The organism is Streptomyces sp. NBC_00209 (genome assembly GCF_045206345.1).
GTDB lineage: Bacteria > Actinomycetota > Actinomycetes > Streptomycetales > Streptomycetaceae > Streptomyces.
Genome location: NZ_CP108121.1, coordinates 6,812,715 through 6,831,441 on the forward strand (window position 1 = coordinate 6,812,715; position 18,727 = coordinate 6,831,441).

An 18,727-nucleotide genomic window follows, 5' to 3' on the forward strand; every position below is an offset into this window, starting at 1 on the left:
GTCAGCTCCCTGTGGATGCGGGCGGTCGGGGGGTGTCGAGCCCGGTGACGACCCGGGCGAGATGACGGCGTACGGTGCCCAGGCGCAGGAGTCCGGCGATGACCTCACGCACGCCGTCCACCTCGGGGCCGCCGAGCAGCAGCCGTGCCTGGGCCCGGATTCCGGTGAGGGCGTGGGCGGTCACCGGGTGCCGTTCGCGGTGGTACGCGTCGAGCTCGTCGTCGTCGGCGCGGCCGGTGACGCGGGCGGCGAGGCGGGGACCGAGGGCGGCGGCGTCCTGGAGGCCCAGGTTGAGCGCCTGGCCGCCCACCGGCATCTGGACGTGGGCGGCGTCACCGGCGAGCAGGACCCGGCCGCGCCGGTAGGCGGTGACCTGCCGGCTGGTGTTGTCGAACGCGTTCAGCCACAACGGCGTGCCGTGACCGATGTCCTCGCCGGTGACCTCGGCCCAGGCGGCGGTGACCTCCGCGAAGGACGGCGGACCGGTGCGCCGGGCCGGTGGCGCACCGAAGAGGTGGACCATCACCCGGGTGGAGCCGTCGGGCCAGCGGTGCGCGGTGGCCAGCCCGTGCGGGTGACGTTCGAAGCGGCGGTCGGGTACGGCGATGCCGGCCACGTCGGCCCGCAGCATCTCCAGCGTCCCGTCCTCGCCGCTGAGTTCGAAGCCGCCGAGCCGCCGGACCGTGCTGTGCTCGCCGTCGCAGCCGACGACGAACGCGGCCGTGGTGCTGTGCGCGGTGCCGTCGGCGCCGTTGTGGGCGACCTCCACGCGGTGGGGATGGACGGTGAGCCCCGTGACCCGGTGTCCGCGCCGGACGTGGGCCCCGAGGCCGGTGGCCCAGAGCTGCAGGACGGCCTCCAACCGGGTCTGGGGGCACTTCCACTGTCCGGCGTGCGGGTGGCCGGGCTCCGCTTCGGCGAGATCGAGGCGGAGCCCGCCGAAATGGCCGGGCCCGCCGTCCGGCAGGGCGCCCAGGCGCCGCAGCACGCCGCGGTCCTCCAGGATCTCCAGGGTGCGGCTGTGCAGGGTGGACGCCCGGGACTCCGTGGCGGGTTCGAGGAGCCGCTCCAGGACGGTCACCCGGGCACCGCCCAGGCGCAGTTCTCCGGCGAGGAGGAGCCCGACGGGCCCGGCGCCGACCACGACCACGTCGGCCGCCGGGACCTCGGCCGCCGGCCCGGTCAACGCCGGTCTTCCGCGTACTGCTTGGCGTGGCCCAGCGTGGCGCGGCTGTTGCCGCCGAGGGCGTCGCGGATGAAGGCGCGGGCCTCGGGGACACCGGCGTCCTCGCCGAGGATCTCGGTGATCCTCTCCGCGTTCAGGACGACGGTGTGCTGGGAGGTGGCGGTGGTGACTCCGTCGGCGTCCTCGTCGAGCTGCCAGTAGCCGGTGTGCAGGGTGAGCAGTCCGGGCAGCGTCGTCTGCTTGTACGCGATCCGGCGGTACGGGAAGCAGACCCGGACGGACTCGGTGGTGTGGGTCGACCCGTCGTTGGTACGGGTGTCGAGCCGCAGGATCTGGAGGCCGGGGGTTTCCTCCGTGAGCCGGACCCCGGCGACGTGCGGGAGCCGCTCGGACCAGAGCGTGGCCTCGTTGAGGAAGTCGTACACGTCCTTGGCGGAGCCCTCGACGCGCACGGAGTCCTCGAAGGAGAGGGACAGTTCGGCGTCCGTGGCACCCAGTTCGAGGTTTGCCTTCAGCCCGGGCAGCTCGGCCCGGCTGTTGCGGTCGACGGCCTGGTCGATCCAGACCAGCTTCTCCGGGTCGTCGTCCACGGCCCGGTACTCGTGGAGGAGGCGGACGCGGGTCTCGCCCTCGGCGAGCGGCTCGATGATCCACGTCCCGGTCATCTCGGCGACGGGATGGGCGGGAATCTCCTGCCAGAAGCGGATCCGCAGGCCCTCGGGGTCGAGGACCCGGATGGAGGTCCAGCTCTTGGCCTCGCCGTTGGCGGTGGCCCAGATCCGTATGCGCTCCCGGTCGCCGTCGGCCTCCAGCTGCTCCACGTAGACGGAGGGCGGGAAGAGGCGGGGCCAGTTCTCGACCTCGGCGAGCAGCCGGTAGACCTCGGAGGCGGCGGCTCGGACAGTGATTTCGTGCTCGACCTCGCGGGTCGTCATGGTGAAGTCTCCTGTGGGTGAAATGATGTGATAAGGCGTCAGAAGTTTCCGAGGCCGCCGCAGACGTTGAGGGCCTGCGCGGTGATGGAGGCGGCGGTGTCGGACACCAGATAGCCGACGAGTCCGGCGACCTCCTCGGGGGTGGAGTAGCGTCCGAGCGGGATCTTGGCGTTGAACCTCTCCAGGACCGCGTCCTCGGTGGTGTCGTAGGCGGCCGCGTAGCCCTCGCGCACGCGCTGGGCCATCGGCGTCTCCACATACCCGGGGCAGACGGCGTTGACCGTGATCCCGGTCGGCGCCAGTTCGTTGCCGAGCGCCTTGGTGAAGCCGACCACTCCGTGCTTGGAGGCCGAGTAGGGGGCGCCGAGGACGACGCCCTGCTTGCCCGCGGTGGAGGCGATGTTGATGATCCGGCCCCGTTCCTTCTGCCGCAGGCCACCGGTGTTCAGGACTTCCCGGGTGACGCGGAAGACGCTGGTGAGGTTGGTGTCGATGACGTCGTCCCAGAGGTCGTCGGCGATGTCCGCGGTCACGCCTCCGCCGCTCCGGCCGGCGTTGTTGACGAGGACGTCGACCGTGCCGTAGCGGTCCACGGCGGCTCCGACGAACGTGCGCACGTCGTCGGCGGACCGGACGTCCAGGGTGCTGCCGTCGACGTCCAGCCCCTCCGCCCGCAGTTCCTTGACGGTGGCGGCGACGTTGTCACCGTTACGGGCTCCGATGAAGACCCGGTGGCCCTGGCCGGCGAGCAGCCGGGCGACGGCGAGGCCGATGCCGCTGGTGGCGCCGGTGACGAGGGCCACGGGGCCCGTGTGCTGGCTCATGAGGTCTCCTCAGGCGGTGCGGGTCGCGGTCAGCTGCGCGTTGACCACGTCGATCAGCGCGCGGGGGGTGTCGGCGTCGGTCAGGGCGTCGTCGTCCAGCGTGATGCCGTACTCCCGCTCGATCCGGCCGCCCGTCTCCAGCAGGGCGAGCGACTCGTAGCCGAGGGCGTCGAAGGTGGTGTCGAGGATGTCGGCGTCGAGGTCGACCCCCTCCTCGGCGCCGGCGGCCTCCCGGAGGATGCGGCGCAGGTCGTCCAGGACGAAGACGGTGTGGGTGCCGGGCACGGACATGGCGAAGCCTTTCGTGGAGTGGAGGGCGTGGGAGGTGTTACGGACGGTGGCGCGGCGCGCGCCCGCGGGCGGGCCGGTCGTCGGGGGCGTGGGAGTCGCGGTGTACGGGCGTGTCACCCCGGTTCGCCGGCGCGGCGCACGACGAGGGCGGAGTTGAAGCCGCCCTGTCCACGGGCCAGGACCAGCGCGGTGCGCAGCGCGGCGGGGCGGGGGTCGGGCCCGACGAGGTCGATCTCGTACCCCTCCGCGGGGGTGGAACCGACGGTCGGCGGGATGACGCCGCCCCGCAGGGAGAGCAGGGCGGTGGCGACATCGAGCGGCGCCGCGCCGGAGTACAGCCGCCCGGTCATCGTCTTGGGGGCGGTGACCGGCACCCCGCGCGGCCCGAAGACGTGGGTGAGGGCCTCGGCCTCCGCCCGGTCGAGTTCCGGCACCGCGGCGGCGTCGGCGAACACGACGTCGATGTCGGCCGGTTCGCTTCCGGCGTCGGCCAGGGCCAGTTCGATCGCGCGCTGGAGTCCGGGTGCCCGTCTGCTGCCGGGCCGCGGGTCCATCGTGGCGGCGTGGCCGGTGATCTCCCCGTACACCCGGGGGGCGCCCCGGCGGCGGGCGTGCTCGGCGTCCTCGACCACGAGGATGGCACCCCCCTCGCCCGGCACGTGTCCGGAGGCTTCGCTGTCGAAGGGGAGGTAGGCGCGCTCGGGGTTGTCGGAGGTGGTGAGCCGGCCGCCGGCGATCTGCGCCACCCACCCCCAGGAGCACAGGGAGGCGTCCACGGCGCCGGTGATGAGGACGGGGGTCCCCTTACGGACCTGGCGCCGGGCCTGGGCGAGGGCGTCGAGGCCGCCGGCCTGGTCGCTGACGACGACGCTGCTCGGTCCCCGGGCACCGGTGCGGATGGAGATCTGCCCGCTGTTGACCGCGTAGAACCAGGCGAACGACTGGTAGGCCGAGACGTGGGTGCCGCCCTTGCTCCACAGGGCCTTGAGCTCGTTCTGGCCGAACTCGAAGCCGCCCGAGTGGCCGGCGGTGATCACGCCGACGTCGTAGTCGGGCAGATCGGCGGGGGTGACGTCCGCGTCCGCCAGGGCCCAGTCGGCTCCGACGAGCGAGATCCGCGTCATCCGGTCGGTCTGCGGCAGGAGCCGTCCCGGCAGCAGTTCGGCGGCTTCGAAGCCGCTGATCTCGCCGGCCAGCCGGGAGGGGTAGGACGTGGGGTCGAACCGGGTCAGCGGGGCGATGGCCCGCCGCCCCGCGAGGGTGGCCCGCCAGTAGGCTTCCAGGCCGAGTCCGTTGGGGGCGGCGACGCCGATTCCGGTGATGACCGTCCGGGCGCTCATCGGGTGCTCCGATCGGGGCGGGCGAGGACGACCGCGCTCTGGAAGCCGCCGAAGCCGCTGCCGACGGACAGCACCGCGTCGGTCCGCCGGTCGCGGGCGGTCAGGGGCACGTAGTCGAGGTCGCATTCGGGGTCGGGGTTGTGGAGGTTGGCCGTGGGCGGGACGACGTGGTGCTCCATCGCGAGCACGGACGCGGCGACCTCGATCGATCCGATGGCACCGAGCGAGTGGCCGACCATCGACTTGATGGAGGAGACCGGAGTCCGGTAGGCGTGCTCGCCGAGGCTCCGCTTGAACGCCGCGGTCTCATGGCGGTCGTTCTGCTTCGTACCGGAACCGTGGGCGTTGATGTAGTCGATGTCCTCGGCGTCCAGTCGTGCCTCGTCCAGGGCCACCCGGATCGCCTCGGCCATCTCCTTGCCGTCGGGCCGCAGCCCGGTCATGTGGAAGGCGTTGGACCGGGTGGCGTAGCCCGCCACCTCGGCATAGATGTGGGCCCCTCGCCGCCGTGCGCCGGAAAGCTCCTCCAGGACGAAGACGGCGGCGCCCTCACCGAGGACGAAACCGTTGCGGCTGGAGTCGAAGGGACGGGAAGCGTGTTCGGGGTCGTCGTTGCGGGGGGTGGTGGCCTTGATGGCGTCGAAGCAGGCCACCGTGATGGGGGAGATGGGGGCGTCGGTGGCACCGGCCACCATCACGTCGGCGAGACCGTCCCTGATGACGCCGGCGGCATGGCCGACGGCGTCGAGGCCGGAGGTGCATCCGGTGGAGACGACCGTGCCCGGGCCCTCGGCGCCGACGGCCCAGGCGACCTCCGTGGCGAAGGAGCTCGGGACCAGGAAGTTGTAGAGGTGCGGCACGGCGTAGCGGTGGTCGACCAGGTCGAGCCTGCCGCCGTCGCTGACCGTGCGGTACTCCTGGTCGAGGCCGGTGGTGGCGCCGACGGCGCTGCCGATGGTGACCCCGGTGCGCACGGCGTCCAGAGCCGTGAAGTCGAGCCCGCTGTCGTGGACGGCCTCGCGGGCGGTGACGACGGCGAACTGGGCGGCCCGGTCCATCCGCCGGACCTCCTGCGGGCCGAGACCGGCGAGCTCCGGGTCGAAGTCGACCTCCGCCGCGACCTGGGAGCGGAACGGCGAGGGGTCGAAGAGGGAGATACGCCGCGTCGCGGTCCGGCCGTCGGAGATCAGCCGCCAGAAGTCCTTGGTGCCGAGGGCGCCGGGAGCGGTGACGCCCACCCCGGTGATGACGACACGGCGTTCCTGCCCGGGCGGGGTGGCGGTCACGTGGCGCTCCAATGGTAGAAGCGCTGGGCCAGGGCATCGGCCGGCGAGCGCCAGGTGGCGGGGTCGTAGGCCGCGATGTGGGGCTTGAGGTCGTCGCTGATGCCGATGAACCGGCTGTCCGACTTGGCGGCCTCGATGCGCTCGCCGCCGTCCTCGCCGTCGAAGTCCTGCAGGTGGAAGTAGAGCCCGCGGTACGCGAACAGCTGGCGGCGGCGGGTGCCCATCCGGTGGGGCATGTCGGTGGTGTCGAACTCGCCGAAGAGACGGGCGACTTCGACGGCGCTTCCGATCTCCATCCGGGCGACGATGAGGTTGCTGTGCATGGTGGCCTCTCTGAGAGCGGTCGGGGTCAGGCCGGTCCGAACCAGCGGTCCAGCGCGGTGGGCAGGTCGTGGTGGCTGCCGGGGGCGGCCCAGGCGACGTAGCCGTCCGGGCGGAGCAGGACCGCGGTGGTGCCGGCGAGCCCGGCGGGCACGGAGCCGTGCGGGGCGCCGGTGACCACGTCGATCCGGTCCCGCCAGCGGGCGGCCCTGCGGCGTGGCCAGGGGTTGTCCGTGAGGTCGAGCAACACCCCGCGGCCGGAGCGGAGCAGGGCGGTGGAGCTGGTGCGGCCGGCCCGGGTGGTCAGTTCCAGACGGGGCAGGCGGGCGCCGAGCAACGGATGCGAGCCCGTGCCGACGTCGTACCGGATGTCGGTCCCGCTCACCTTGGCGGCGAGGTGGCGGGCCACCTCCTCGTACGGGAGGAGTTCGGACAGGACGTCCCGCAGCGGTTGCACGTCGTCGCCGCCGAGGATGAGGAGGCTCTGTGCGCGGGTGTTGGCCAGGAGCTGCCGCCCCACCCGGTGGCGTTCCGCGTGATAGGTGTCGAGCAGGGTGGCGGGAGCCGTCCCGCGCAGGACGGCGGCGAGCTTCCAGCCGAGGTTGAACGAGTCCTGGATGGAGGTGTTCATGCCCTGTCCGCCGGCCGGCAGGTGGATGTGGGCCGCGTCCCCGGTCAGCAGGACGCGGCCCCGCCGGTACTCGGACGCCTGCCGGGTGGCGTCGGTGAACGCGGACACCCACACGGCCTCGGCCCCCGAGATGTCGCCGCCCGTGAGCCGCTTCCACACGTCGGCGACCTCGTGGAAGGAGGGCGGCCCGGTGCGCCGCTCCGGCAGGGCACCGCGCTCGCCCACGATGACGCGGTGCAGCCCGTCGCCCAGTGGGGCGGCCATGACCATCCCGCCGGCGAGGCTCTGCCCGGTCGCCCGGGGATCCACGTCCACGCCCCTGATGTCGGCGAGAAGCAGCTCCGTGGTGGCCTCGGTGCCGGGGAAGTCGAAACCGGCTGCTTTGCGGACCGCGCTGCGTCCGCCGTCCGCCGCGACGAGATAGCGCGCGGTGAGCGTGGTTTCCCGGTCGCCCGCCCTGACGCGTACGGAGACCGCGTCGCCGGTGTCCTGGAGCGACAGGAACTCATGGCCGCGCCTGATGTCGGCGCCCAGTTCCCGCGCCCAGCTCTCCAGGACCGTCTCGGTGACGGACTGCGGGATGCCGCGGGCGGCGGGATGCGCGCCGCCGAGAACGGCCAGGTCCAGCGGGATGCCGCCGAAGTGGCCCCGGGTGCTGGTGTCGAGTTCGCCGAACCGGGACAACAGGCCACGCTGGTCGAGACTTTCCGTCGTACGGATGGTGAAACCCAGTCCCCGCGATTCCCCGGTACGCCGGGAAAGGCGTTCGACCACGATCACATCGATTCCGGCCAGACGTAATTCGCCGGCGAGTACGAGTCCTGCCGGTCCCGCTCCGACAATGATGACCGAAGCATCCATGGAGTCTCCCGACTGAAGGTCCGTTCGATTCCTGCTGACGTGGAACATCCTCGGCCGTCGCACTTTTTGTTTTCAAGGCGGAAACGTCAAGGTCCTGCGCAAGGAGATGTCAAGCGATCGTCAAGTCGCCGGAGCGGATGTCCGACATTCCCGAGGCCGGGAAAAGCTGGGCGCCGGGTCGACTGCGCGCCGGGCGCCAAGGAAATGTCAGGGGAAGTACAAATCCCTGTTGAGGAAGGCGCAGGACACCCCCTCGGACCGCTTCCTGTGACCCCGCTCACAGTCAGGTGCACGGCCGGGTGTCTAGCCTGAGGCCCGTAACTTCGGTGCTGCGCCCGCACCATGGAACGGGGGAATTGATGCGCGTCCTGGTCGTTGATTCCGACAGGTCGAACGGAAACACGTTGAGTACCCAGCTGAAGCGTCACGGGTACGACGTGGAGATCTGCACGACGGGCACCGAAGCTCTGGAAAAGCACGAGAAGTTCGACCTTTTTCTGATCGATCTCCTCCTTCCCGACATCGATGGCCTGGAGGTCTGCCGGGCCGTCCGGGCGAACAGCGATATTCCTGTCATCGCTTTCACGGATGCCGGGATGAAACTCGACCGCATCCTGTGTCTGCAGGCGGGCTGCGACGACTGCATGGCGAAGCCGTACGGGTTCCGTGAGCTCCTCGCCCGCATCGACGCCGTACTCCGGCGGTCCCGCCCGGTGACGGCACGGAGTACGCGGGCGGAGGCGATCGCGCACGGTTCGCTGTGCATCGATCCGGAGACGCGTGAGGTGCGGCTCAACGGCCGGCTGATCGGCCTCACCCTCAAGGAGTTCGACCTGCTCCACCGGCTCGCGTCGGAGCCGCACACCGTGCACTCCAGGGCCTCGCTGATGACCGCGGTGTGGGGGTTCCCGGGGCGTCATGTCCCCGGCGGCCGGGCCAGCCGGACGATCGACACCCATGTGAGCGCGGTCCGCTCCAAACTCGGCTCACCCGACTGGATCATCACCGTCCGCGGTGTCGGCTTCAGGATGGGCCGTGTCTGAGCGGGTACCGCTGACGACCCGTCGGCACATCGATCTGCAACGCCTCGCCGGCTTCCTCTGTCCGGGGCACTGACCCCACCTCCCGCACGACGTACGGGCACGCGTGTCCCACGACGCGGGCCCGCGACGCGCCCGTGCCCCTCCTCACGTCCACTCTCGCTCACCCGGAGTCGTACCTTCATGTCCAGACGTCCCACGCCCTCGCGCCTCTTCACGAGCCCCCCGACGGCCGCCCTCGCCGCCGCGCTCGTCCTCTCGCTCACCGCGACGGCCTGCTCCGGAGCGTCCGGGTCCTCCGGCCGGGCGGCGTCCACGCCGCGGTCCGGCGGCCACCTCAGGTTCGCGATGGCGGCCGACCCCGGCTGCGTCGACCCGCACCAGGCCACGACCACCGACGCCCTGTACGGGGCCCGCGCCTTCGTGGACTCGCTCACCGACCAGGACCCGAAGACCGGCCAGATCGTGCCGTGGATCGCGCGCTCGTGGCAGGTATCGTCCGACGCCTCGCAGTTCACCTTCAGCCTGCGCACGGACGTCACCTTCGCCGACGGCACCCCGCTCGACGCCAAGGCGGTCAAGGCCAACCTGGACGCCGTCGCCGCCCTGGGCGCCAAGTCGATGCTGGGCGCCGGCTACCTCCAGGGCTACCGCAGCACCGAGGTCGTCGACCGGTACACGGCCAAGGTCACCTTCAAGGGACCCAACGAGCAGTTCCTCCAGGCGACTTCGACAGCGACCCTGGGGCTCCTCGCCCCCGCGAGCCTGAAACTCCCCGCAGACCGGCGCTGCACCGCGAAACTGATCGGCTCCGGGCCGTTCACCCTCGACGGCTACACCCCGAACACCTCGGTGGAACTGACCAGGCGCGACGGCTACACATGGGGCTCCCCGCTCTGGAAGCACTCCGGAGCCGCCTATCTGGACAAGCTCACCTTCAGAGTCGTCCCCGAGGCCGGTGTACGCGGCGGGAGCCTGAACTCCGGACAGGTCGACGCGATCGCCGGCGTCGCGCCGCAGGACCAGGAGACCCTCGCCGGGCGAGGGCCGAGCGTCCTCGACCGGCCCAACCCCGGGGTTCCCGTCGCGCTCAGCGTCAACACCGCACGGCCGCTGACGAAGGAACCGGCCGTGCGGCGCGCCCTCCAGTCGGCCGTGGACCGGGACGAGGTCGTGAAGACCGTCCTCAGCCCCAGCTACCTCCCCGCGACCAGCGCGCTGTCCAGCAGCACGGGCGCGTACGCCGACAACAGCGCGCTGCTCGCCCACGACCCCGGGAAGACCCGGAAGACGCTCGACGCGGCCGGCTGGGTACCCGGCCCGGACGGCATCCGGGTGAAGAACGGCAAGAAGCTGAACCTGAAGGTGATCCTGGGCGCGAACTTCGGGCCCAACCAGACGGTTCTGGAACTGATCCAGCAGCAGCTGCGCAAGACCGGGATCGGCCTCACCCTCACGCTGCTCTCCCTGCCGGACTACCAGCAGGCGCGCGGCGCGGGCGACTACGACCTCGCCTGGGGCAACGGCACCCGCAACGACCCGGACATCCTGCGCACCGCGTTCTCCGGCAAACTGCTCAACCTCGGCCGCATCGACGACCCCCGGCTGGAAGGCTCACTGGACGCGCAGGCCGCCGCGAGCGACCCGGAGAAGCGGGCCGCCCTGGTCGCGACCGCGCAGCGCCGGGTGCTGGAACAGGGCTACCAGATCCCCGTGTTCGAGATGGCGAGCGTCTACGGAATCGGCGAGAAGGTGCACGGCCTGACCCTGGACTCGACGTCCTACCCGCTGTTCCACGACGCGTGGCTGTCCTGACCATGACCACGTACGTCGTACGCCGGCTCGCCCAGGCCGTGTTCGTCCTCTGGGCCGCCTACACCCTGTCCTTCGGCGTGCTGTACCTGCTGCCCGGCGACCCCGTGACCGTCATGGCCGCCGGGGGCGGGGACAGCACCTCCGTGACCCCGGAACAACTCGCGTCACTGCGCACCCGGTACGGTCTCGACCGGCCGGTGGCGGAGCAGTACGCGACCCGGCTCGGGCACGCCCTGCACGGGGACTTCGGCGCCTCCGTCCACACCGGCGAACCGGTCGGAAGGATGATCGCGGACGCGACTCCCGCGACGCTGGAGCTCACGGCGGCCACGCTGGCCCTGGCCCTGCCGCTGGGGGCCGGGGTCGCCCTGGCCGGCACGTACACCCGCCGACGGTGGCCGGCGCAGTTCCTGCTGTCGCTCCCGTCGGCGGGGGTGGCCGCCCCTACCTTCTGGGTCGGCCTGGTGCTCATCCAGTTCCTCTCCTTCCGCTGGGGGCTGTTACCGGCCTTCGGGGACGGGAGCGCCGCCTCGCTGCTGCTGCCGGCGGTGACGCTGTCGCTGCCGGCGGCCGCGCTGATCGCCCAGGTCTTCGCGAAGAGCCTGCGCACCGCACTCGCCGAGCCGTACATCGGCACGGCCGTCGCCAAGGGGGCGAGCCGGCTCCGGGTCCACTTCTCCCACGCGGCCCGCAACGCGGCGCTCACACCGCTGACCGTCGTCGGGGTGCTGGTCGGCCATGTGCTGGCGGGCTCCGTGGTGGTGGAGACCGTCTTCTCCCGCAACGGGATCGGCCGGCTGACGGCGACCGCCGTGACCGCGCAGGACATTCCCGTCGTCCAGGGGCTCGTGGTGTTCGGGGCGTGCGCGTTCGTCCTGGTGAACCTGGCCGTGGACCTCCTGCACCCGGTGCTCGACCCGCGGCTCACGGCGACCGGCCCGACGGCGGTGGCCACGTGAGCGCCCTCGGTACGTCCCCCGACGGCGGGGCCCCCGTCACCGCGTCCTTCGACGGCGCGCGGCGCGAGGCGCCCGCGCGGCTGCGCCGGACCGCCGGGTTCTGGCTCGCCCGGCCCGGCCTCGTCCTGTCCGTCGTGTTCCTCGCCCTGGTCCTGCTCGCCGCGCTGCACCCCGCCCTGTTCACCGGCCGCGATCCGCTGGCCGGGGTGCCCGCCGACCGGCTCCGGCCGCCCGGCGGGGACCACCTCCTGGGCACCGACCAGCTCGGCCGCGATCTCTTCACCCGGCTGGTGCACGGCAGCTCCCTCACCCTGCGGGCGACGGCGCTCGCCGTCTTCGTCGGCCTGGTGGCGGGGTCGCTGACCGGGCTGGTGGCCGGTGCGGCCGGCGGGTGGGCCGACAGTGTGCTGATGCGGCTCACCGACGTACTCCTCGCCGTGCCGGGACTGCTGCTCTCGCTCGCCCTGGTCACCGCCCTCGGCTTCGGAACGGTGCAGGTCGCCGTGGCCGTCGGGGTGACGAGCGTGGCCATGTTCGCCCGGATCATGCGGGCCGAGGTCCTGCGGGTCGCCCGGTCCACGTACGTGGAGGCCGCCCGGGCGAGCGGCACCCGGTGGTACGCGGTGCTGCTCCGGCACGTCCTGCCGAACGCGGCCGGGCCCGTCCTCGTCTACGCGGCGGTGGACTTCGGCGGCGTCGTGCTCCAGGTGTCGTCGTTGTCGTTCCTCGGTTACGGGGCGCGCCCGCCGGCCCCCGAGTGGGGGTCGCTGGTCGCCGGCGGCCGTGACTACCTGGCCACCGCCTGGTGGCTGACCACCCTGCCCGGACTCGCCCTGGCGGCGACGGTCCTGGCCGCCAACCGCATCGCCCGCGCCCTCGACGGCGAGGCGAAGGAGAGCACCCCATGACGAAACCCCTGACGGCGCCGGCCGGACGGGCCGGGGAATCCGGCCCCCTGCTCGGCATAGAAGGGCTGAGGATCTCCTACCGCACACGCACGGGCCGGGTGGACGCGGTGCGCGGGGTCTCCCTCACCGTCGCACCGGGCGAAGTCGTGGCCCTGGTCGGGGAGTCGGGCTCGGGCAAGTCCACGACGGCCCACGCCGTCGTCGGCCTGCTGCCGCCCGGGGCGACGGTCACGGCGGGCCGCGTCCTCTTCGGCGCGACCGACCTCGCCGCGGCCGGCGAACCGGAGCTGCGCCGCCACCGCGGCCGGGACATCGGCTTCGTCCCGCAGGACCCCATGGTGTCGCTGAACCCGGTGCGCCGCATCGGCCCGCAGATCGGAGAGGTGCTCCTGATCCACAAGCTGGCCTCCGGCCGGCGCGAGGCCGCGGAACGCGCCGTCGAACTGCTCGCCGAGGCGGGCCTGCCCCAGCCGCACCTGCGGGCCCGGCAGTACCCCCACGAACTGTCCGGCGGAATGCGCCAGCGGGCGCTCATCGCGATCGCGCTCGCCGCCCGGCCGAAGCTGCTGATCGCCGACGAGCCGACCAGCGCGCTCGACGTCACCGTGCAGCGCGCTCTCCTGGACCACGTGGACGAACTCGTCGCCCGCACGGGCACGGCGGTGCTGCTCATCACCCACGATCTGGGTGTCGCCGCCGACCGCGCCCAGCGTGTGGGGGTGATGTCCCAGGGCGAGATCGTCGAATCGGGGACGGTCGGCGAGGTGCTGGGCGATCCCCGGCACACGGTCACCCGGCAACTGCTGCGCTCCGCGCCCAGTCTCGGCTCGGTGCGGGAGAGGACCCCGCCGGTCCGGCCCGCCGGGGCCGCGCCGGACCTGGTCGTGGCCCGGGGACTGGTGAAGGAGTTCACCCGGGGCCGTCGCGGCCGGGCGCCGGTCCGGGCGGTCGACTCGGTGGACCTGACCATCCGGCGGGGGGAGACACTCGCCCTGGTCGGGGAGTCGGGATCGGGCAAGTCCACCACCGCCCGGCTGCTGGTCCGCCTCGCCGACCCGACGTCCGGCACGGTCCACTTCGACGGCGAGGACATCACCTCGCTGCGCGGGGAGGCGCTGCGGCGGCTGCGGCGCCGCATGCAGATCGTCTACCAGAGCCCCTACGCCTCCCTCGACCCGCGCCTGACGGTGGGGGACATCATCACCGAGCCCCTGCGCGCGTACCGGGTGGGCGACCGGGCCGGGCGCTCCCGGGAGGCGGCGGCCCTCCTGGACCGCGTGCATCTCCCGGCCGGTACCCTCCGGCGGCGACCGCAGGAGCTGTCGGGCGGGCAGCGGCAGCGGGTGGCCATCGCCCGCGCGCTGGCGCTGCGACCGGATCTGGTGGTGTGCGACGAACCGGTCTCGGCGCTCGACGTCGCGGTGCAGGCGCGCATCCTGGAACTGCTCACCGAGCTCCAGGACGAGTCGGGGCTGAGCTGCCTGTTCATCTCGCACGACCTCGCCGTGGTCCGGGGCATCGCCCACCACGTCGGCGTGATGCGGGGCGGCCGGCTGGTCGAATCGGGTTCGGTGGCGCAGGTGTTCGCCAAGCCCTCCCACCCGTACACGAGGGAACTGCTCGCCTCGGTGGCCGGTTCACGCCGTGCCGGGGCGATGGACGCCGGGTAGCGGTACGGGGTACGCGACGGCGGTCGCCGCCGCGTACCCGGGAGGAGCGGCCAGATCGCGGACGCGCCAGCCGGCCGGCTGCGTCCCGTCCAGCAGGCAGTCGGTGGCCAGGCCGCGCGCGAGGCCCGTGCCGAGGCCCTTCAGATACGCCTCCTTCCGCGTCCACAGCCGGGCGAAGGCGGCCGCCCGCGCGGCCCGGGGGACGCGCAAGAGGCCCTCGCGCTCCGCCGGGTGCAGCCGGGGCAGCAGCGCGTCGACCGTGCCGGTCCGCGGCACGCGCTGCACGTCGACGCCCACAGGCACGGCGGCGACGGCGATCACGATCAGGTCGTGGCTGTGCGAGAGGGAGAAGTGCGGCCCCTCCGGGAAGCCGAGCAGCACCGGCCGCCCTCCCGGACCGCTGCCCGTGCCGCCGGGCCGCTCGCGCCCGAACCTCAGCCGTGCCGCGTCCGTACCGGTGTACTCGGCGAGGACCTCGCGCAGCGCGACATGGGCGGTGACATAGCGGAGCCGGGCGCGCCGGCCGGCGAAACCGGCGGCACGGGCCCGCTCGGTCTCGTCCAGGCAGTCAGGGACGGGGAACCGCGAACCCGGGGCGGGCAGCGACAGCGTCCGCAGCCGGACCCGAGGCGGAACGCTCACGCGGGAGGAACGGGCCGGGGCGGCGGCGGTCACCGTGCGGCGGCCCGGTCGCCCGCGTCGAGGCACTCGTCGAGAAAGGCCAGGGCACGCAGGTGGTACGCCCGCGCGGCGGAACCCAGGCTGACGTTGTGCCCGGCTGCGGGAAGCCGGTCGACCAGCACCCGGGGCGCCGCCGAGAACTGCGCGGCGAGGTCCGCCAGATCGGCGTCGTCGTGACGCCACCACGCCTCGTGCTCGGCGAAGGTGAAGCGCACCGGCACCCGCACCCGGGACAGCAGACGGGCGGACAGCGCGTCCCACTCCGCCGCCGACTCGACCTCCCGTCGTGGCATCGGGGCGACGACCGCCTCGCTCTCGCGGAAGGTCCCGGCCGGATACAGCCGCAGCGGACCCCAGTTGAGCCGCCGCAGCCCGGCAGCCGTGGTGCGGCCGAGCGGCCCGGCGGAGGCGGCCGGCCGGTGCCCGCACCCGGAGACGTCCAGGCCGACGTAGGCACCGGGCGGGGCGTCGGCGGCGAGAGTGAGGGCGAGCTTGCCGCCGAAGGAGTGGGCGAGCAGGAAGAGCGGCGCGGACACATGGCGTTCCCGGGCGTCGGCGAGCGCCGCACGGACGGTCGCCGCCTGCTCCAGCAACGACTGCCCGGCGGGCAGATACGGGGCCGACGCGCCGTATCCGGGCCGGTCCAGTGCGAGCACGGCGCAGCCGAGGCGGGCGCCGAGCGTCAGCAGGGAGACGTCCGGATGGGCCTGTCCGTCGAAGTACCCGGCGCTCATCCCGCCGCCGTGCAGGGCGACGACGGTCGCCCGCGCCGGACGCCCGTCCAGGGGCTCGCTCAGCAGCGCGGACAGGGGGATGCCCGCCGCGTCGAGGGTGATCCTGCGGACCCCTGGCGACAGACGGCCGGGGGCGCCGGTCTCCGGTGCAGGGCGTGCCGTGGTCGTCAGCATCATGCGTTCCCGTTCTGGTCGAGGTCCACCGCGGGCTCCTCTCCAGCATCGGGCGCGCCCGACGGACGGGACAAGGCATGCCGGTTCAGGACTCCCGCAGAACTCCGCCTCCGCCCGGTCAGGGGAATGTCAGGGTTTCGACGTCCCGGCCCGGTCAGCGCGTGATCGTCTTCTCCGCCGCCGTCGGCTGCCAGCTGTACCCCGGGACGACCAGGCGGCCGCCCGTGAGGGGATCCGGGATGATGACCGACGACAGCCCGAAGACCTCCTGCACCATCTCCGTGGTGACCACCTCGTCCGGCGCCCCCTGCGCCACGATGCGCCCGTCCTTCATCGCGACGAGGTGATCGGCGTAGCGGATGGCCTGGTTCAGGTCGTGCAGCACGGCGACGACGGTGCGCCCCCGCTCCAGGTTGAGACGGCGCACCAGGTCCAGGACCTCCACCTGATGGGCGACGTCCAGATACGTCGTGGGCTCGTCCAGCAGCAGGAGTTCGGTGTCCTGCGCCAGGGCCATCGCGATCCACACGCGCTGGCGCTGACCCCCGGAGAGTTCGTCCACCGGACGGTCGGCGAGGGACGCCGTGTTCGTACGCTCCAGCGCCTCGCTCACGGCGCGCTCGTCGGCCTCCGACCACTGCTGCCACCACTTCTGGTGCGGCTGCCGGCCGCGCGCCACGAGGTCGGCGACGGTGATGCCGTCGGGCGGCGTGGGGGACTGCGGGAGCACGCCGACGGTCCGCGCGATCTCCTTGGCGGGGAGGCCGGCCAGTTCGGCGCCGTCCAGCAGTACGGCACCGCGGCGCGGCTTGAGGAGACGGCCGAGCGCCCGCAGGAGCGTCGACTTTCCGCAGGCGTTGGGCCCGACGACGATGGTCACCCTGGCGTCGGGTATCTCCAGGTCCAGGCCCTCGACCACGGTGCGGTCCTCATAGGCGAGGGTCAGGTCGTGCGCCGAGAGGCGGCTGGCGGACGGGCGGCTCATGACGAGATGCCTCCGGATCGGCTACGGGTACGGACGATGAGCCACATCAGGTACGGCGCCCCCACCACGGCGGTGAGGACACCGGTCGGCAGCTCGACCGGGGAGAACAGGCGGCGGGCCAGCAGGTCCGCGACCACGACGATCAGCGCCCCGGCGAGCGCCGACGACAGCAGCGGGGTCTGCGCGGTGCGGGTGAGGCGGCGCGCGATCTGCGGGGCGAGCAGTGCCACGAAGTCGACCGGCCCCACCGCGCCGGTCGCCACCGACGCCAGGACCACCCCGAGCACGGTCAGCCCGAGCCGGACCCGGCCGAGGCGCAGGCCGAGCGCGGTCGCGGTGTCGTCGTCGAACGACGCGCCGCGCTGGGCCCGCGCCGCCCACAGGGCCGCCGGCAGGCCGACGAGCAGGACGACGACGAGCGGTCCCGCCTCCTCGTAACCGCGGCTGTTGAGCGAGCCGGTGAGCCAGACCTTGGCCTGCTGGGCCACCAGATAGTCGCCCTTGGTCAGCAGCAGCTGGGTCAGCGAGCCGAGCGCGACCGACACCCCGATGCCGACCAGGACGAAGCGGGAGGAGTGCAGCCCGCCCCGCCACGCGCACACGTACACGAGCAGGGCCGCCGCCAGGCCACCGGCCACGGAGACATAGGGCAGCGCGTCGGCGGCGACGGCGTTGAAACTCAGTGCGGCCACCGTGGCCGCACCCGCCCCGTGCGTGACGCCGATGACGTCGGGGCTGGCCAGCGGGTTGCGGGCGACGGTCTGCACCAGCGCCCCCGCGACACCGAACGCCACCCCCGCGAGGAGCCCCACGACCAGCCGCGGCAACCGCAGCGTGCCCACCACGAGTTCGTCGGGACTGGGGCGGCCGAGCAGGACGCGTACGACCTCGGACGGCGCCACGAACGATTCGCCGACGCACAGATACGCCACCACCGCGCACGCCAGCAGCACCGCGAGCACCAGGGCGACGACGGCCGCCCGGCGGTGTACGAGGAAACTCGCCCGCCCGCGCCGCAGCACGGCATGCCCGGCGGGGCGCAGACGCGGGGTGACGGTGGCTTCGAGGTTGCTCACGCCGCCACCACCTTCCGGCGCCGCACCAGCGCGACCAGGAACGGCACACCGATCAGGGCGGTCATGACCGCCACCGGCACCTCCGAAGGCGGGAAGAGAACGCGTCCGAGCACGTCGGAGCCGAGGATCATCACCGGACCCAGCAGGGCCGCCAGCGGCAGCACCCAGCGGTGTGCCGTGCCCACCAGCGCGCGGGCGATATGCGGAACGGCCAGACCGGTGAAGGCGATCGGGCCCACCGACGCCACGGCCGCCCCGGTGAGCACGAGCGCGCCGAGGGCACCGAGCGCCCGCAGCCGCCCGACGTTGTTGCCGAGGTTCCGCGCGGCGTCGTCGCCCAGCGCGAGCGCGTCCAGACCGCGGGCGATCATCGCGACCAGGACCATCCCGGCCAGGACGAACGGCCACACCTGGCCGATCACCTCGCCGTCGCGCCCCCCGATCGAGCCGACCTGCCAGAACCGGAACTCGTCCAGGGCCCGCGCGTCGGTGGTGGCGATCCCGGACACCAGCGAGGCGAGGAACGCGTTCATCGCGGCCCCCGCCAGGGCGAGTTTGACCGGCGAGGCCCCGCCGCGCCCGCCGCTGGCGACCGCGTACACACCCACCCCGGCCAGCGCCGCTCCGGCGAACGCGAACCACACGTAGCCGTTCAGCGAGTGCACCCCGAAGAACGCGATCGCGGTCACCACGCCGACCGAAGCGCCCTGGCTCACGCCGAGGATGCCCGGTTCAGCGATGGGGTTGCGGGTGATCCCCTGCATGACCGTTCCCGCGAGAGCGAGCGCGGCGCCCGCGAGCACACCGATCACCGTCCGGGGCACCCGCAGCGCGCGTACCACTTGGGCGTCGTCGCTGCCGCCGTCGTGGAACAGCGCCTGCAGCGCGTCCCCCGGCGCGATCTGGCGGCTGCCGACGGTGAGGCTCAGCAGGACGGCGACCAGCAGCATCGCCGCCCCGGCCAGCAGCCAGCCCGCCCGTCGGCGGGTGAGGTCGGTTGGCGACATGCG

19 protein-coding genes are annotated in these 18,727 nt (G+C 73.0%); 6 read left to right on the top strand and 13 right to left on the bottom strand.

What is annotated here, in order from left to right:
* Position 1 precedes the first annotated feature (1 nt).
* The 8 genes from OG867_RS30805 to OG867_RS30840 form a co-directional block, all read right to left on the bottom strand.
* On the bottom strand, positions 2 to 1,186 hold the full coding sequence (locus OG867_RS30805; RefSeq protein WP_406290363.1) for an FAD-dependent monooxygenase: 1,185 nt from the start codon (positions 1,184 to 1,186) through the stop codon (positions 2 to 4).
* Entirely contained in the window at positions 1,183 to 2,121 is a 939-nt protein-coding gene (locus OG867_RS30810) for an aromatase/cyclase (protein ID WP_406290366.1), read from the bottom strand. Before OG867_RS30810 ends, OG867_RS30805 begins: the two co-directional genes overlap by 4 nt.
* Positions 2,122 to 2,159: 38 nt before the next feature.
* Positions 2,160 to 2,945 carry a 3-oxoacyl-ACP reductase FabG gene (gene fabG / locus OG867_RS30815; RefSeq protein ID WP_406290368.1) on the bottom strand — a complete coding sequence of 262 codons (786 nt, stop codon included), beginning with the start codon at positions 2,943 to 2,945 and terminating at the stop codon, positions 2,160 to 2,162.
* Between the two features lie 9 nt (positions 2,946 to 2,954).
* On the bottom strand, positions 2,955 to 3,236 hold the full coding sequence (locus OG867_RS30820; RefSeq protein ID WP_406291234.1) for an acyl carrier protein: 282 nt from the start codon (positions 3,234 to 3,236) through the stop codon (positions 2,955 to 2,957).
* A gap of 113 nt (positions 3,237 to 3,349) precedes the next feature.
* Positions 3,350 to 4,576: a ketosynthase chain-length factor gene (locus tag OG867_RS30825; protein WP_406290371.1), complete on the bottom strand. Its 1,227-nt coding sequence runs from the start codon at positions 4,574 to 4,576 to the stop codon at positions 3,350 to 3,352.
* Positions 4,573 to 5,862, bottom strand: a complete 1,290-nt coding sequence (locus OG867_RS30830; protein WP_406290374.1) for a beta-ketoacyl-[acyl-carrier-protein] synthase family protein — start codon at positions 5,860 to 5,862, stop codon at positions 4,573 to 4,575. Before OG867_RS30830 ends, OG867_RS30825 begins: the two co-directional genes overlap by 4 nt.
* Complete coding sequence (locus tag OG867_RS30835; protein WP_406290376.1) at positions 5,859 to 6,185, bottom strand: TcmI family type II polyketide cyclase; 327 nt, start codon at positions 6,183 to 6,185, stop codon at positions 5,859 to 5,861. The genes OG867_RS30830 and OG867_RS30835 overlap by 4 nt, the downstream gene beginning before the upstream one ends.
* A gap of 26 nt (positions 6,186 to 6,211) precedes the next feature.
* Entirely contained in the window at positions 6,212 to 7,675 is a 1,464-nt protein-coding gene (locus OG867_RS30840; RefSeq protein WP_406290379.1) for an FAD-dependent monooxygenase, read from the bottom strand.
* A 359-nt stretch (positions 7,676 to 8,034) separates the two neighbouring features.
* Between OG867_RS30840 and OG867_RS30845 the strand changes: the two genes are divergently transcribed.
* The 6 genes from OG867_RS30845 (at position 8,035) to OG867_RS30870 (ending at position 14,067) form a co-directional block, all read left to right on the top strand.
* Positions 8,035 to 8,718 (top strand): response regulator transcription factor, encoded by a 684-nt coding sequence (locus OG867_RS30845; protein WP_406291237.1) that lies wholly within the window; start codon positions 8,035 to 8,037, stop codon positions 8,716 to 8,718.
* Positions 8,711 to 8,791 (top strand): putative leader peptide, encoded by an 81-nt coding sequence (locus tag OG867_RS30850; RefSeq protein ID WP_365677897.1) that lies wholly within the window; start codon positions 8,711 to 8,713, stop codon positions 8,789 to 8,791. The genes OG867_RS30845 and OG867_RS30850 overlap by 8 nt, the downstream gene beginning before the upstream one ends.
* Positions 8,792 to 8,898: 107 nt before the next feature.
* Positions 8,899 to 10,530 carry an ABC transporter substrate-binding protein gene (locus OG867_RS30855; protein ID WP_406290383.1) on the top strand — a complete coding sequence of 544 codons (1,632 nt, stop codon included), beginning with the start codon at positions 8,899 to 8,901 and terminating at the stop codon, positions 10,528 to 10,530.
* Between the two features lie 2 nt (positions 10,531 to 10,532).
* The gene (locus tag OG867_RS30860) at positions 10,533 to 11,489 is read left to right on the top strand and encodes an ABC transporter permease (protein WP_406291240.1); all 957 of its coding nucleotides are present in this window, start codon (positions 10,533 to 10,535) and stop codon (positions 11,487 to 11,489) included.
* Positions 11,486 to 12,397 (top strand): ABC transporter permease, encoded by a 912-nt coding sequence (locus OG867_RS30865; protein WP_406290385.1) that lies wholly within the window; start codon positions 11,486 to 11,488, stop codon positions 12,395 to 12,397. The genes OG867_RS30860 and OG867_RS30865 overlap by 4 nt, the downstream gene beginning before the upstream one ends.
* Positions 12,394 to 14,067, top strand: coding sequence for a dipeptide ABC transporter ATP-binding protein (locus OG867_RS30870; RefSeq protein WP_406290387.1), 1,674 nt, complete (start codon positions 12,394 to 12,396; stop codon positions 14,065 to 14,067). The genes OG867_RS30865 and OG867_RS30870 overlap by 4 nt, the downstream gene beginning before the upstream one ends.
* Here the strand turns inward: OG867_RS30870 and OG867_RS30875 are convergent.
* From OG867_RS30875 to OG867_RS30895, 5 genes are all read right to left on the bottom strand, one after another.
* On the bottom strand, positions 14,035 to 14,709 hold the full coding sequence (locus tag OG867_RS30875) for a 4'-phosphopantetheinyl transferase family protein (RefSeq protein WP_406290389.1): 675 nt from the start codon (positions 14,707 to 14,709) through the stop codon (positions 14,035 to 14,037). The two genes, OG867_RS30870 and OG867_RS30875, sit on opposite strands and share 33 nt — an antisense overlap.
* Positions 14,710 to 14,738: 29 nt before the next feature.
* On the bottom strand, positions 14,739 to 15,659 hold the full coding sequence (locus OG867_RS30880) for an alpha/beta hydrolase (protein ID WP_406290391.1): 921 nt from the start codon (positions 15,657 to 15,659) through the stop codon (positions 14,739 to 14,741).
* Between the two features lie 151 nt (positions 15,660 to 15,810).
* Positions 15,811 to 16,641: an ABC transporter ATP-binding protein gene (locus tag OG867_RS30885; RefSeq protein ID WP_406290393.1), complete on the bottom strand. Its 831-nt coding sequence runs from the start codon at positions 16,639 to 16,641 to the stop codon at positions 15,811 to 15,813.
* Positions 16,638 to 17,717, bottom strand: a complete 1,080-nt coding sequence (locus OG867_RS30890) for a FecCD family ABC transporter permease (protein ID WP_406290395.1) — start codon at positions 17,715 to 17,717, stop codon at positions 16,638 to 16,640. Before OG867_RS30890 ends, OG867_RS30885 begins: the two co-directional genes overlap by 4 nt.
* Positions 17,714 to 18,724, bottom strand: coding sequence for a FecCD family ABC transporter permease (locus tag OG867_RS30895; protein ID WP_406290397.1), 1,011 nt, complete (start codon positions 18,722 to 18,724; stop codon positions 17,714 to 17,716). Before OG867_RS30895 ends, OG867_RS30890 begins: the two co-directional genes overlap by 4 nt.
* Positions 18,725 to 18,727 lie beyond the last annotated feature (3 nt).

What these genes read in the sequence shown, in the direction of transcription:
- OG867_RS30810 (WP_406290366.1), bottom strand. Translation starts at nt 2,121, where the DNA reads ATGACGACCCGCGAGGTCGAGCACGAAATCACTGTCCGAGCCGCCGCC.
- fabG (WP_406290368.1), bottom strand. Translation starts at nt 2,945, where the DNA reads ATGAGCCAGCACACGGGCCCCGTGGCCCTCGTCACCGGCGCCACCAGC.
- OG867_RS30820 (WP_406291234.1), bottom strand. Translation starts at nt 3,236, where the DNA reads ATGTCCGTGCCCGGCACCCACACCGTCTTCGTCCTGGACGACCTGCGC.
- OG867_RS30825 (WP_406290371.1), bottom strand. Translation starts at nt 4,576, where the DNA reads ATGAGCGCCCGGACGGTCATCACCGGAATCGGCGTCGCCGCCCCCAAC.
- OG867_RS30835 (WP_406290376.1), bottom strand. Translation starts at nt 6,185, where the DNA reads ATGCACAGCAACCTCATCGTCGCCCGGATGGAGATCGGAAGCGCCGTC.
- OG867_RS30840 (WP_406290379.1), bottom strand. Translation starts at nt 7,675, where the DNA reads ATGGATGCTTCGGTCATCATTGTCGGAGCGGGACCGGCAGGACTCGTA.
- OG867_RS30845 (WP_406291237.1), top strand. Translation starts at nt 8,035, where the DNA reads ATGCGCGTCCTGGTCGTTGATTCCGACAGGTCGAACGGAAACACGTTG.
- OG867_RS30855 (WP_406290383.1), top strand. Translation starts at nt 8,899, where the DNA reads ATGTCCAGACGTCCCACGCCCTCGCGCCTCTTCACGAGCCCCCCGACG.
- OG867_RS30860 (WP_406291240.1), top strand. Translation starts at nt 10,533, where the DNA reads ATGACCACGTACGTCGTACGCCGGCTCGCCCAGGCCGTGTTCGTCCTC.
- OG867_RS30870 (WP_406290387.1), top strand. Translation starts at nt 12,394, where the DNA reads ATGACGAAACCCCTGACGGCGCCGGCCGGACGGGCCGGGGAATCCGGC.
- OG867_RS30880 (WP_406290391.1), bottom strand. Translation starts at nt 15,659, where the DNA reads ATGATGCTGACGACCACGGCACGCCCTGCACCGGAGACCGGCGCCCCC.
- OG867_RS30885 (WP_406290393.1), bottom strand. Translation starts at nt 16,641, where the DNA reads ATGAGCCGCCCGTCCGCCAGCCGCCTCTCGGCGCACGACCTGACCCTC.
- OG867_RS30895 (WP_406290397.1), bottom strand. Translation starts at nt 18,724, where the DNA reads ATGTCGCCAACCGACCTCACCCGCCGACGGGCGGGCTGGCTGCTGGCC.